Annotated in this window: 14 protein-coding genes and 1 tRNA gene; 8 read left to right on the forward strand and 7 right to left on the reverse strand. The window is 64.0% G+C overall.

From position 1 onward, the window contains the following. Nucleotides 1-26: 26 nt before the first annotated feature. Nucleotides 27-1040 carry a MoxR family ATPase gene (locus Q7J44_RS17115; protein ID WP_304881938.1) on the reverse strand — a complete coding sequence of 338 codons (1014 nt, stop codon included), beginning with the start codon at nt 1038-1040 and terminating at the stop codon, nt 27-29. 238 nt (nt 1041-1278) lie between these two features. Between Q7J44_RS17115 and Q7J44_RS17120 the strand changes: the two genes are divergently transcribed. The 3 genes from Q7J44_RS17120 to Q7J44_RS17130 all read left to right on the forward strand — a co-directional run bounded on the left by Q7J44_RS17120 (nt 1279) and on the right by Q7J44_RS17130 (nt 4093). Beyond that, nucleotides 1279-1965, forward strand: coding sequence for a superoxide dismutase (locus tag Q7J44_RS17120; RefSeq protein WP_304881940.1), 687 nt, complete (start codon nt 1279-1281; stop codon nt 1963-1965). Between the two features lie 174 nt (nt 1966-2139). Continuing rightward, entirely contained in the window at nt 2140-3411 is a 1272-nt protein-coding gene (locus Q7J44_RS17125) for a PQQ-dependent sugar dehydrogenase (RefSeq protein WP_304881942.1), read from the forward strand. A gap of 136 nt (nt 3412-3547) precedes the next feature. Then, nucleotides 3548-4093, forward strand: coding sequence for a YaeQ family protein (locus Q7J44_RS17130; protein WP_304881944.1), 546 nt, complete (start codon nt 3548-3550; stop codon nt 4091-4093). A 166-nt stretch (nt 4094-4259) separates the two neighbouring features. On the opposite strand, the gene Q7J44_RS17135 is transcribed toward Q7J44_RS17130, so the two are convergent. The 4 genes from Q7J44_RS17135 to Q7J44_RS17150 all read right to left on the reverse strand — a co-directional run bounded on the left by Q7J44_RS17135 (nt 4260) and on the right by Q7J44_RS17150 (nt 6003). Further along, a complete protein-coding gene (locus Q7J44_RS17135) occupies nt 4260-4547 on the reverse strand; it encodes a hypothetical protein (protein WP_304881946.1) in 288 nt (95 codons plus the stop codon). Between the two features lie 116 nt (nt 4548-4663). Beyond that, a tRNA-Glu gene (locus Q7J44_RS17140) sits at nt 4664-4738 on the reverse strand. A 76-nt stretch (nt 4739-4814) separates the two neighbouring features. After that, entirely contained in the window at nt 4815-5615 is an 801-nt protein-coding gene (locus tag Q7J44_RS17145) for a lytic transglycosylase domain-containing protein (protein WP_304881948.1), read from the reverse strand. Between the two features lie 121 nt (nt 5616-5736). Further along, nucleotides 5737-6003, reverse strand: a complete 267-nt coding sequence (locus Q7J44_RS17150; protein ID WP_304881950.1) for an accessory factor UbiK family protein — start codon at nt 6001-6003, stop codon at nt 5737-5739. Between the two features lie 237 nt (nt 6004-6240). Here Q7J44_RS17150 and lgt point away from each other — a divergent pair, with 237 nt between their 5' ends. The 4 genes from lgt to Q7J44_RS17170 all read left to right on the forward strand — a co-directional run bounded on the left by lgt (nt 6241) and on the right by Q7J44_RS17170 (nt 9353). After that, the gene (lgt, locus tag Q7J44_RS17155) at nt 6241-7116 is read left to right on the forward strand and encodes a prolipoprotein diacylglyceryl transferase (RefSeq protein ID WP_304881952.1); all 876 of its coding nucleotides are present in this window, start codon (nt 6241-6243) and stop codon (nt 7114-7116) included. Then, nucleotides 7113-8183, forward strand: a complete 1071-nt coding sequence (locus Q7J44_RS17160; protein WP_304881954.1) for a class I SAM-dependent methyltransferase — start codon at nt 7113-7115, stop codon at nt 8181-8183. Before lgt ends, Q7J44_RS17160 begins: the two co-directional genes overlap by 4 nt. A gap of 16 nt (nt 8184-8199) precedes the next feature. After that, nucleotides 8200-8952, forward strand: coding sequence for a peptidoglycan editing factor PgeF (gene pgeF, locus Q7J44_RS17165; protein WP_304881956.1), 753 nt, complete (start codon nt 8200-8202; stop codon nt 8950-8952). A 254-nt stretch (nt 8953-9206) separates the two neighbouring features. Next, nucleotides 9207-9353, forward strand: coding sequence for a hypothetical protein (locus Q7J44_RS17170; protein WP_304881958.1), 147 nt, complete (start codon nt 9207-9209; stop codon nt 9351-9353). A 398-nt stretch (nt 9354-9751) separates the two neighbouring features. Here the strand turns inward: Q7J44_RS17170 and Q7J44_RS17175 are convergent, their stop codons facing one another. After that, complete coding sequence (locus Q7J44_RS17175) at nt 9752-10252, reverse strand: Lrp/AsnC family transcriptional regulator (RefSeq protein WP_304881960.1); 501 nt, start codon at nt 10250-10252, stop codon at nt 9752-9754. Nucleotides 10253-10444: 192 nt separating this feature from the next. Here Q7J44_RS17175 and trxB point away from each other — a divergent pair, with 192 nt between their 5' ends. Beyond that, a complete protein-coding gene (trxB, locus tag Q7J44_RS17180; RefSeq protein ID WP_304881962.1) occupies nt 10445-11407 on the forward strand; it encodes a thioredoxin-disulfide reductase in 963 nt (320 codons plus the stop codon). Between the two features lie 6 nt (nt 11408-11413). On the opposite strand, the gene Q7J44_RS17185 is transcribed toward trxB, so the two are convergent. Further along, entirely contained in the window at nt 11414-11989 is a 576-nt protein-coding gene (locus tag Q7J44_RS17185) for a hypothetical protein (protein ID WP_304881964.1), read from the reverse strand. Nucleotides 11990-12215 lie beyond the last annotated feature (226 nt).

A 12215-nucleotide genomic window follows, 5' to 3' on the forward strand; every position in this document is an offset into this window, starting at 1 on the left:
CTCGGCGCGGGACTGAAGGTCAAGGCTCACGCAGCAGCCTCTAGCCGCAGGGTGCGGCTGGTCACGCGGTCGATGATGCCGGACAGGGTTTCGCCCCGGGCCCGCGCCGCAAAGGACAGCGCCATCCGGTGCGTCAGCACCGCCCGGCTCATGGCAGCCACGTCGGAGACTGACGGGGCGAGCCGCCCATCCAGCAGCGCGCGCGCCCGCACCGTCAGCATCAGCGCCTGCGCTGCGCGCGGGCCGGGGCCCCAGCTCAGGCTGCCTTCCAGATCGCGGCCCTCGGCCTCACCGGGGCGGCAGGCGCGCACCAGATCGAGGATCGCCTCCACCACAGTCTCTCCCACCGGCATCCGGCGCAGCACCGCTTGCGCGGTCAGCAGCTCATCGGCGGCGAACACCTGTGTCGATTGCGCATCCTCGGCCCCGGTGGTGGCGATCAGGATATCCCGCTCGGTCGCGCGGGTGGGATATTCGACATCGACCTGCACGAGGAAACGGTCCAGCTGCGCTTCGGGCAGCGGATAGGTGCCTTCCTGTTCAATCGGGTTCTGCGTGGCCAGCACATGGAACGGACGGCCCAGCTTGCGGTGCTGGCCCGCAATGGTCACTTCCTTTTCCTGCATCGCCTGCAGCAGCGCCGATTGTGTCCGCGGGCTGGCGCGGTTGATCTCATCCGCCATCAGCAGCTGGCAAAAGATCGGCCCTTCGATGAAGCGAAACGCCCGCGCCCCGCCATCCGCCGTTTCCAGCACCTCCGACCCCAGAATATCGGCAGGCATCAGGTCGGGCGTAAACTGGATGCGGTTGGCCGACAGCCCCATCACCGTGCCCAATGTGTCCACCAGCCGCGTCTTGCCCAGGCCCGGCAGGCCCACCAGCAGCGCATGACCGCCGCACAGCATCGAGGCCAGTACCAGATCGACCACCTTTTCCTGCCCGATGAAGCGCTGGTTGATCGAGGCCTTGGCCTGCCCAAGCCGGTCGCCCAGCCGTTCGATAGCCTCTACCAGATCGGCTTCGGGGGGGGAAATGGCCATGTCGACGCCTCCATTGGGGTTGCTCGGGTCCCATTAGAACGAGTTATGGCGGAAGGCACAAATGACAAAAGCCGGTGAGAGACAAATGATCGTGAGATACGCGCGTGCCGCGCAGGAATGCCGCAAGGGCGCAGGAAACAGCGCCCCGGCGGCGACCCGGCGACCGGGGGTGCCCGCCCTGCGGTCGGAACATTTCGGACGCGCAGGGGTTCCTTTGCTGACACACACGGAGGACCCAATGAAACACACGATGTCAATTGTCGCCCTGTCAGTGCTACCTTTGGCCGCCATGGCGCAAACCGAAACCACGCCGGCCGAAGGCGCGTTCACCCTGCCCGATCTGCCCTATGCAGCCGGTGCGCTGGACCCGGTGATCTCGGCCGAAACGATGGAACTGCACCACGGCCGGCACCACCAGAGCTTTGTAGACACCCTCAACGACGAGGCCCCTGCCGGAGTGTCGCTCGAAGATCTGGTTGCCAATGCCGGCACCTATCCCGACGTGATCCGCAACAACGCGGGCGGCCACTGGAACCACAGCTTTTTCTGGGAAACCATGGCACCGGCCGACTCTGTCGGCGAAATGTCCGAGGCGCTCAGTCAGGCGATCACGACCGTCTATGGCTCGCAACAGGAGTTCCAGACCGCGTTCCAGGACGCGGGTGCCGGTCAGTTCGGCTCGGGCTGGGTCTGGCTGATCATCAATGAACAGGATCAGCTGCAGATCACCACCACCCCCAATCAGGACAACCCGCTGATGGATGTGGCCGAGGTGCAGGGAACGCCATTGCTGGGCAATGATGTCTGGGAACATGCCTATTATCTGACCTACAACAACCGGCGCGCCGACTATCTGGAAAGCTGGTGGGATGTGGTCAACTGGGCCGAAGTCTCAGACCGCTACAGCGCTGCGTTGGCGGAGTAAATCCGCCAGGGCCGGACTGTGGGCACGGGTGCGGGTTGCTCCTGTCCGCCCCTTGCCGGGTCCGGCCCAACCCGCCGCTCACAGCCGCGTCACAGCCTTTTGACCGGGATCGCGGCAACATAGTCGCGACTTTTGCATTGGTTCAGGACTGTTTTGTTAAAAATGGAGTAACCGATGACACGTTTTGCCCTTCGCCCATTTGTGATTGCGACGGCCCTGCTGACAGCGACCCCTTTCGCAGTTCTGGCCCAAGACGAAGTTGAACCCGAACCCTCCGCCACTGGCGAGGCGGCCCCGGTGCAGGGCACTCCGGTAGAAACCTCACCCCCCAACGCGGAAAATCAGCAACCTGCCTTTGGGGGGCAGACCCGCGCGCCGCAACCCGCCGAAATGCCCGAGGTCTCGACCGAAACTGTCGCAAGCGACCTTCCCCAGCTTTGGGCGCTTGAGTTTCTGCCCGACGACCGGATGCTGGTCACCGCAAAGGAAGGCCAGATGCATCTGATCGATGCCGACGGCACTGCCACCGAAGTCACCGGCGTGCCGGAAGTCGATTCGCGCGGTCAGGGTGGCCTGCTCGACGTGGCGCTGGCCCCTGATTATGCCGAATCCGGGATGGTGTTCTTTTCCTATGCCGAGCCGCGCGACGGCGGCAACGGCACCTCTGTCGCCTCGGCGCGGCTGGTGCTGGATGACGAGGGCGGCGGCGCGCTGGAAGATGTCACAGTGATCTTCCAGCAGACGCCCACCTATGATGGCGACAAGCATTTCGGCTCGCGTCTGGTCTTCGGCCCCGAAGGCGAGCTTTACGTGACCGTGGGCGAACGGTCCGACGTGGAACCGCGCGTCCAGTCGCAGGAACTGAGCAGCGGTCTTGGTAAGGTCTTCCGCCTGACCGCCACCGGCGAGCCATGGGAAGGCAACCCCTTTGCCGATCAAGACGATGCCCTGCCCGAAATCTGGAGCTATGGCCACCGCAACACCCAATCCGCAGCGCTTGACGGGCAGGGGCGGCTGTGGATCGTGGAACACGGCCCGCTTGGCGGCGATGAGCTGAACCGCCCTGAACCGGGCGAAAACTATGGCTGGCCCGAGGTGACATACGGCCTCGAATACAGCGGCGAGCCGGTGGGTGCGGGCATCACCCAGCAGGAACCGACGGTGCAACCGCTTTATTACTGGGACCCGGTCATCGCGCCATCCGGCATGGCGTATTATGAAGGCGCAGAGTTTCCCGAATGGGACGGCGCCTTCCTGATCGGCGGCCTTGTGACCCAGGGGTTGGTCGTGCTGCATCTGGACGGTGATCAGGTCACCACCGAAGAGCGGGTCCCGCTGGACGCCCGCGCCCGCGACGTGAAGGTCGGGCCGGACGGTGCGGTTTATGTCGTCACCGAAGACCGCAACGCGGGCACCTCGGCCATTTTGCGGCTGACCAAAGACTGACCGCACGACGGCTGAACCAAAAAGGCACCGCGCCGTGGCGGCGCGGTGCCCGCCTGCCCCCCAGACAGCCGAATACCGCTTTCGCAAGGCGACCAGACGCAGTAGGCAGCCTCAACGTCCAGCGGTAGGGTCCATCATGGCGCAGAATGCCACCATCTACAAAGTCGAGCTTTCTGTGTCCGACATGGACCGCCACTACTATGAGACGCATAAACTGACCGTCGCCAAGCACCCGTCAGAGACGGAAGAACGGCTGATGGTGCGCATCATCGCCTTTGCGCTGAACGCGCATGAAAATCTTGAGATGACCAAGGGCATCTCAACCGAGGGCGAACCCGACATCTGGCAAAAAAGCCTGAGCGGCGAGCTGGATGTCTGGGTGGCCCTCGGGCTGCCAAGCGAAAAGGTGATGCGGCAATCGTGCAGCAAGGCCGGCAAGGTGGTGATCTACCCCTACGGCGGACGCACGGCCGAGGTGTGGTGGGACAAGATCAAAACCAGCACCACCCGCTTTGCCAACCTCCACGTCATCGGACTGTCCGAAAAAGACACCGGCGCACTGGCCGCACTGGCCAGCCGCGCGATGAAGCTTCAGGTGAATATCCAGGACGGCGACGTGATGGTCAGCGTCGGCGACAGCATCGTCAACATCACTCCGCTGATGTGGAAACACGCGGCGTAGGCTGGCGATAACCGCCGCAGGGCCACCATACGCCAAGCCTGCACCGCTGCGGGTGTCGACCCCTACGCGCCCGTTGTGGGCAACTTGGCAGGTGCCTTCCAAGTGATTCCACACTACACTTCTGACTTCCCACCCGCCACTTGCCGTAAAGTTTTGGGGGCCTTTACTAAGGGAATGCCACAGACACTAGTCGAACGGCGATTGGCACGATTTGCAGCGCAGTTCCGCCCGCGATGAACAGCAAGCCGCGCCGCGCCCCGCGAGATGACGCAAGCAAGTTCTGCACCATAGGCATCTGGAGATTTTCTTCGTCGGTTTCGCCCGCCAAGCGCGAAACTCCGATATGGACTGCGTCGGCATCCTTCAAAATGACGGCGCGGGCAGTGATCCAAGCGCCGATCAGGGTTATCGTCAATCCCAAGCCCGTAAGGATGTCCGAAGTCACGTTTTCCATGAAAAGCCTTCAAGCTGCGTCGCGGCTGTGATTGGGTATTTCGCTGCTGTGGTGGCCACGGTAGATCGGTTTGAAACCGAATGCGCCAGAATTTTCCTACCCGCTTGAAGGAAAAGTGGCAGCCCGTAGGGGAGTCGAACCCCTCTTCCCAGGTTGAAAACCTGGTGTCCTAACCGATAGACGAACGGGCCACTGGCGGGGTGAATAGGGCAGCGGGCGGCAGCGCGCAAGGGGAAAAATGACGCGCCGCCGCCGATGCCAGAGCGGTCAGCCGTCGATGCGTTTGGCCATGATCGCGATGGCCTGCTGGTACACCGTGGCCGCATTCCACTGCTGGATCACGGCAAAGTTCGGCTCGCCTTCCTGATAGCCCGCACCGGGGCGCCAGCCCTTTTGCCGCAGGAAATTCGCGGTCGAGGCCATGGCGTCGGTCAGGTTGTTCAGATCGACCTTGCCGTCGCCATTGCCGTCCACGCCGTAAATCAGCGCATTGCCGGGCAGGAACTGGGTGTGGCCCCATTCACCATGCTTGGCCCCCACGGTTGACGCCGTGATCGCGCCCTCATCCACCAGCTTCAGCGCGCCGATCAGATGGGGTCGGAAAAACGCGCTGCGCCGGCAGTCATAGGTCAGCGTGGCGATGGCCGACACGATGTTGGTGTCGCCCATGAACCCGCCAAAGCCGGTTTCCATGCCGTGGATCGCCACCAGCACCCCGGCAGGCACGCCATAGCGCTGCTCGATCGCGGCAAACAGGTTGGCATTCTTGGCTTTGCGCTGCTTGCCTTGGCGGACGATGGTATCGGCCCCGCGCACCTCCATGAACTTGTCCAGCGTGTAGCGAAAGCTGCGCTGGTTGCGGTCCGCGCCGATGGTGGCGCTGGAATAGCTGGTGCCCATCAACGCCGCCAGACCGCGCTGGCCCACACCTTCGGCCCGGGCTTCAGCCGCCATTTCGGCCTTCCAGGCCTCATACCGGCCACCTGTATCGGAACAAAACGCGGCCTGAGAGGCCGAGGCGAAAACGGAAAACCCAATGACAAGAGAGAAAGATTTCAGGAAAGACATGCATACGCTCCGGGATAAAGAATTGCCCGCAGTGTAGTCAGGCCCCGACCCGGATCAAGCGAATGCTGGCCCGGGGCTCGGCAGGGGCTGTCAAGTTTGCGTCAGAACGGGTGGCTGCGGATCAGGCCGCAGGGCCGGGCTTGCCGGTGCTGGCCGCTTCCAGCGCGGCAATCCGCGCCTCCAGCGCCGCATTTTCTTCGCGCGCCTTCACCGCCATGGCGCGCACCGCGTCAAATTCTTCCCGCGTGACGAAGTCGCGATCCGCCAGCCAGCGGTCGATCAGGCCCTTCATCGCCGTTTCCGCCTCGGTCTTGGCCCCTTGCGCCACGCCCATGGCATTGGTCATCAGATGGCTGAGGTCGTCGAAGATCTTGTTGCGGCTTTGCATGGCGCTGGTCCTTATGCTGACATGTCCCTTATATGGCCCCGCGCCGCCGCGCCGCAAGACGGCGCGGCAGATTGAGCAGCAGGGGCGCGCCGCAAGACGGTGCGGCAGATTGAACGGTAGGCGCGCGCCGCAAGACGGTGCGGCAGATTGAGCCGACCCGGTGTCTCAACACAGCACCGCTCATTGACAAGTCGGCCCCACCTGCCGACAACGCGGGGGTCCGTCAGCCGAGGTGTCATGTCCTATATTCCGTTCCCGCAGATCTCGCCCGAGATCTTTGCCATCGATCTTTTCGGCATGACCTTCGCGCTGCGCTGGTATGCGGTGGCCTATATCGTCGGGCTGATCGGCGGCTGGCGGCTGGTGCTGGACACGCAAAAGCGCGGCCACCTGTGGAACGGCCCCCCGCCGATGACCGCTGATCAGGTCGAGCGTCTGCTGACATGGGTGATCCTAGGGGTGATTCTGGGCGGGCGCTTCGGCTTTGTGCTGTTCTATCAGCCGGGGTTCTATCTGCAGAACCCCGGGGCAATCCTGCGGGTGTGGGAAGGCGGCATGTCCTTCCACGGCGGGTTCCTTGGCGTCGTGGTGGCGGGCATGATCTTTTGCCGCCGCGAAGGCATCCCGATGCTTAAGGCCGCCGATGTCATGGCGCTTGCCGCGCCCCTGGGCCTGTTTCTGGGCCGGGTGGCCAATTTCATCAATGCCGAGCTGTGGGGCCGCCCCACCACCATGCCATGGGGCGTCGCCTTTCCCGGCGATGCCGCACAGACCTGCCCCGGTGTGGCAGGCATCTGCGCGCGCCACCCCAGCCAGCTGTATGAGGCGCTGCTCGAAGGGCTTCTGCTGGGCGCGGTCCTGCTGTGGCTGGCCTACCGACGCGGCTGGCTGAAATGGCCGGGCGCGCTGACCGGGCTGTTTGTGGCCGGCTATGGCGCAGCGCGGTTTGCGGTGGAATTCGTGCGCCAGCCCGATGCGCAGTTCATCACCGACGGCAACCCGCTGGGCCTTGCCCTGCAGGTTGGTGGCTACGGGCTCACCATGGGGCAGATCCTGTCGCTGCCGATGGTCGCGGTGGGGATCTGGCTGATCTTGCGCGCGCGGCCTGCATGACGGAACCCGCCGGAACAGCACTGGGCCGGATCATCGCCGCGCGGATCGCGGCCACGGGGCCGGTCACGCTGGCCGAATATATGGCCGAGTGCCTTTTGCATCCCGAGCATGGTTACTACACCACCCGCACCCCGTTTGGTGCCGCGGGCGATTTCACCACCGCGCCAGAGATCAGCCAGATGTTTGGCGAGCTTTTGGGCCTGTGCCTTGCCCAGATCTGGCTTGATCAGGGCGCACCCGGCACCTTTACGCTGGCCGAGCTTGGCCCCGGTCGCGGCACCCTGATGGCCGATGTGCTGCGCGCCACCCGGGCCGTGCCGGGCTTTCACACGGGCGCGCAGGTGCTGCTGGTCGAGGCGTCGCCTGCGCTGCGCCGCGAACAGCGGGCACGGCTGGCCCCGTATCAGATCAGCCATACCGACAGCATTGACGCCCTGCCCGACCAACCGCTGTTCCTGCTGGCCAATGAATTCTTCGACGCCCTTCCGATCCGCCAGTTCCAGTTCGACGGCACCCATTGGCGCGAACGGCTGGTCGGGCTGCAGGATGGGCAACTGTCCTTCGGCCTGTCCGATCCGCTGCCCCTGCCCTTCACCGCCCCGGCCTTTCAGAACCCCATACCGGGCCGCGTGGTCGAGGTCTGCCCGGCAGCCCAGCCCATCGCCCAGACCATCGGCCAGCGCATCGCCACGCAGGGCGGGGCTGCGCTGATCGTCGATTACGGCGGATGGCGTTCGGCGGGCGATACGTTTCAGGCCATGCGCGCCCATGGCTTTGCCGACCCGCTGGCCGAACCGGGACAGGCCGACCTGACCGCGCATGTGGATTTTGAGGCTTTGGCGGCCCATGCCGCCCTACCCCACGCGCTCTCTGAACAGGGGCCGTTCCTGTCGCGGCTTGGCATCGATGCCCGCGCCGCCCGGCTTGCCCGGTCGCTCACCGGCGAGGGTCTGCAATCGCACGTTGCCGCGCATCGGCGCTTGACCCACCCGCAGGAAATGGGTTCGGTGTTCAAAGTGCTGGGGCTTTACCCCCCCGGCAGCCCCCCACCACCGGGATTTGCCTGACAAGATGATTGATTGAATGACTTTGGCCCCCATCACCTCTGACGCGCTGCCGGTCCGGCACGGTTTCTTCACCCGCAAGGGCGGGGCATCTTCGGGCATCTTCGCCGGGCTGAACTGCGGCGCAGGATCAACCGATCTGTCGGATGCGGTGGCGATCAATCGTGCCCGGGTGGCGGCCGCAATGGATGTGCCGCTGGACCATCTCGTCGGCGTGCATCAGGTGCATTCGGCCGATGTGGTCACGGTAACCGGCCCCCTGCCCGTCCGCCCGCATGCCGATGCGCTGGTTACCGCCACGCCCGGCGTCGCCCTGTCGGTACTGGCCGCCGATTGCCAGCCGGTGCTGTTTGCCGATGCCCGCGCGCAGGTGATCGGGGCTGCACACGCCGGTTGGCGCGGGGCCATGGGCGGAGTGCTGGAAGCCACGCTTGACGCGATGGAGGCTTTGGGTGCCCTGCGCGCCAACATCGCCGCCGTGATCGGCCCCTGCATCAGCCAGCGCGCCTATGAGGTCGGGCCGGAGTTTTTTGAAAGCTTCATCGCTGAAGACCCTGCCAACAGCCGGTTTTTCGCCAATGGCCCCGGCGACCGGATGTTGTTTGACCTGCCAAACTTTGGCCTGCACCGTCTGCGCAGCGCCGGGGTGGGCCATGCGGAATGGACCCGGCACTGCACCTATCACGATGCCGAAAGGTTCTTCTCCTTCCGCCGCACCACCCATGCCGGCGAGGCGGATTACGGCCGGCTGATCTCGGTGATCCGGCTTTAGGGTTCGGTCCGGCAGATGCAGCAGGAATGTGGCCGTTTCTGGCGCAGCGCGTGGAAACAATGCCGCCGGTTTTGCTCGGATTGTCGCGAAATCACGATGTTTCAAGCGGTTAGCAAAGCAGACAATGCAACACATTTGCCGCTGTCCTGCCCGGCCCGACCACAATCTTTCACAGATCACGCCCCGACCCTGCCCCAAAGCCGGGTCAGATTGGCTTCAGGTTCGAATGCTTCAAGCACCAAGGGACAGTGACCATGAAAAAAGAACGCCGCTGGCTGAAATCCGCAATTGCCGCAAGTCTTGACCCGCAGGTCGCGATGCCATGGGCCCGCAGCGCCCGCCGCAAGCCCGAGGCGTTGAAAGCGAGCGGTACCAAACCCCGCGCAATCGCCGCGCGCTGAGCGAATCGAACTGCAAGCAAACGGGCCGCGCATTGCGCGGCCCGTTTGCGTTTGTCTGTGCAGACAGGATAGGTCCGCTGCAGCGATTGTCTTTTTTAAACCATATTTTAACGGTCATCGTTGCCCCCGGCGCAACAATCGGACCCGCTGCCAGCGATAAGTGAAAAATCCGGGCCAATGCCAGAAAATGTTTGACGAAGCGCCGGATTTTGGCCATGTTTCCAACATAACGATCTACCACCGAATGGTGGACTGGTTCACGGTGTAAGACCGTCGCGACTGCGATGGCAGCGAAAACCAGAACGGTCGTTGCTTTGGCAAAAGCGGTCCCGGTGCTCCTCTGGCACGATAACGGGGCCGCTTTTTGCGTTCCGGCCCCCAGACGCCCAGACCCGCCGTCAGGCCGTCCGCGCCAGCCGCGCTTCCAGCACATCGAACGGCACGCCGGGGTCATCCTTGGCGCAGCGGATCACCAGACTGGTTTTCACATTGGCCACATTCTCGGCCTTCAGCAGATCGCCGGTCAGAAAACTTTGGAACGACGACAGGTCCGGGGCCACGCATTTCAGAATGAAATCGATCTCGCCGTTCAGCATATGGCATTCGCGCACCAGCGGCCAGGCGCGGCAGCGCGCCTCAAACGTCGCCAGATCGGCCTCGGCCTGACTTTGCAGCCGCACCATGGCAAAGACCTGCACCTCGAACCCCAGCTCGCGCGCGTCGATATCGGCGTGATAGCCTTTGATGTACCCCGCCTCTTCCAGCGTGCGCACCCGGCGCAGGCAGGGCGGGGCCGAAATCCCGACCCGCTTGGCCAGTTCCACATTGGTCATCCGCCCGTCAGCCTGCAATTCCGCCAGAATCTGACGGTCGATCGGATCAAGCTTTGACACGGCCATGGGGGTCTCCTTTTGCGCCTATCTAGGCGCGCACCCCGCCTCGCGCAACAATGTTTCAACACCGCGCAGGATTATTTCACGAATCCACCCGCCAGCAACATGTTTGTGCAATGCAGCCCCCATGCCACGGGGGCTTTCCGCCCCGCCCGCAAGCGCCTATATCAGATCCGCACGAAAACGGATGAGGGCACCATGGGCAACACACGGCATACACGCGTTCTGATCATCGGGTCAGGCCCGGCAGGCTACACGGCGGCGGTGTATTCGGCCCGCGCCATGCTGAACCCCATTCTGGTGCAGGGCCTGCAACCCGGCGGCCAGCTGACCATCACCACCGAGGTGGAAAACTGGCCCGGCGACACCCATGTGCAAGGCCCCGATCTGATGGTGCGGATGCAGGATCATGCCACCGCCATGGGAGCCGAGATCATCAGCGATTACATCACCTCGCTCGACCTGTCGCAGCGCCCCTTCGTGGCAAGCGCCGATTCCGGCACCACCTACACCGCCGACGCGGTGATCCTTGCCACCGGCGCGCAGGCCAAATGGCTGGGCCTGCCGTCGGAAGAGAAGTTCAAGGGCTTCGGCGTGTCGGCCTGCGCCACCTGCGACGGATTCTTCTATCGCGGCAAAGAGGTGGTGGTGATTGGAGGCGGCAATACAGCGGTGGAAGAGGCGCTGTTCCTGACCAATTTCGCCACCAAGGTCACGCTGATCCACCGCCGCGATTCGCTTCGGGCCGAGAAAATCATGCAAGACCGCCTGTTCAAGCACCCCAAGATTGAAATGCTGTGGAACTCCGAGGTGACCGAGATTCTGGGCGACGAAGCCCCCCTCTCCGTCACCGCCGTCCGAACCCGCAATCTGCTGACGGGTGAGGTCAAGGACGTGCCTTGCCACGGCTTTTTCGTCGCAATCGGCCACGCCCCCGCGTCAGAACTGGTGAAAGACCAGCTGGAGCTGCATTCCGGCGGCTATGTCACGGTTGTACCCGGCACCACCCGCACCAGCATTCCCGGCGTCTTCGCGGCGGGTGATCTGACAGATCATGTCTATCGTCAGGCCGTCACCAGCGCGGGCATGGGCTGCATGGCAGCACTCGACGCCGAGAAGTTCATCGCCGCGCAAGAGGCGATGCTGAAAGCCGCTGAATAGACGCGACTAGTACCGGGTGCGCGACCGCTCGCGCGAGGGCAGCTCGCCACCGTGATCCAGCGCACCGGACGGCGCGATGTTGCGCGCCTTGTCCGCCATCGCACCCTTGCCGGGGTCGGCCTCGGGGTCTTGCGGGTGCAGCGGGCCACCTTCTTCCAGCATGGCACTGGCGTCTTCGCCGGACTGTTTGTGCGCCATCGCGCGGTCGGCCAGATCCTTCTGGCTGGGCGCATCTGCGGCCTCTGCCGCGTCGTCTCCCTTACCGGCCCGGCGCTGCCGTTCCTGCGTCACCAGATCCAGCGCAAGGCCCAGAACCCGGGCCTTGCCCTCGGTTCCGGCATTCTGGCTGGCGGGGGTAACACCCGACGGGTCCGCCTTGCCGCGCGCTTCGCGGCGCTGACGGTTGGCCAGATCGCGGGCACGGTCGCGCCGGTCACGCAGGCGCTGCAACGTGTCGGTCAGCTCGGACTGGCCCAGCTGATCCAGATCGCCGCGCCGCGCGGTTTCAACCAGCTTTGCCTCTTCCTGATCCAGAAGACGCAGATCATCCGCCGTAAAGGTTTGGGTGTCTTGTGCGCTCATGCTGCATCTCCTCCGGTAAACATGTGTGTCTGAACGAACGCGCAATTCTGCCAAGGGTTCCGCACCCCCAAATCCGGCCCCCGGCAGACCGAAATTACCCAACCACCGGCCCAATGCGAAAAAGGCTTCCGCTTTGCGGCCTGCATGCAGCATTTTCGCCCTTGTTTGCGGCGTGATACCCTGTTTCGCTTGAATTGCGCCGCAATGGCACGCTACAGCCCCGCGC

Source organism: Pseudotabrizicola sp. (assembly GCF_030656345.1).
In the GTDB taxonomy this organism is placed as follows: Bacteria; Pseudomonadota; Alphaproteobacteria; order Rhodobacterales; family Rhodobacteraceae; genus Pseudotabrizicola.

Coding starts and splice junctions, on each gene's coding strand:
- Q7J44_RS17120 (WP_304881940.1), top strand. CDS start 1,279: ATGAAACACACGATGTCAATTGTCGCCCTGTCAGTGCTACCTTTGGCC.
- Q7J44_RS17145 (WP_304881948.1), bottom strand. CDS start 5,615: ATGTCTTTCCTGAAATCTTTCTCTCTTGTCATTGGGTTTTCCGTTTTC.
- Q7J44_RS17130 (WP_304881944.1), top strand. CDS start 3,548: ATGGCGCAGAATGCCACCATCTACAAAGTCGAGCTTTCTGTGTCCGAC.
- Q7J44_RS17150 (WP_304881950.1), bottom strand. CDS start 6,003: ATGCAAAGCCGCAACAAGATCTTCGACGACCTCAGCCATCTGATGACC.
- trxB (WP_304881962.1), top strand. CDS start 10,445: ATGGGCAACACACGGCATACACGCGTTCTGATCATCGGGTCAGGCCCG.
- pgeF (WP_304881956.1), top strand. CDS start 8,200: ATGACTTTGGCCCCCATCACCTCTGACGCGCTGCCGGTCCGGCACGGT.
- Q7J44_RS17170 (WP_304881958.1), top strand. CDS start 9,207: ATGAAAAAAGAACGCCGCTGGCTGAAATCCGCAATTGCCGCAAGTCTT.
- lgt (WP_304881952.1), top strand. CDS start 6,241: ATGTCCTATATTCCGTTCCCGCAGATCTCGCCCGAGATCTTTGCCATC.
- Q7J44_RS17185 (WP_304881964.1), bottom strand. CDS start 11,989: ATGAGCGCACAAGACACCCAAACCTTTACGGCGGATGATCTGCGTCTT.
- Q7J44_RS17160 (WP_304881954.1), top strand. CDS start 7,113: ATGACGGAACCCGCCGGAACAGCACTGGGCCGGATCATCGCCGCGCGG.
- Q7J44_RS17125 (WP_304881942.1), top strand. CDS start 2,140: ATGACACGTTTTGCCCTTCGCCCATTTGTGATTGCGACGGCCCTGCTG.
- Q7J44_RS17115 (WP_304881938.1), bottom strand. CDS start 1,040: ATGGCCATTTCCCCCCCCGAAGCCGATCTGGTAGAGGCTATCGAACGG.
- Q7J44_RS17135 (WP_304881946.1), bottom strand. CDS start 4,547: ATGGAAAACGTGACTTCGGACATCCTTACGGGCTTGGGATTGACGATA.
- Q7J44_RS17175 (WP_304881960.1), bottom strand. CDS start 10,252: ATGGCCGTGTCAAAGCTTGATCCGATCGACCGTCAGATTCTGGCGGAA.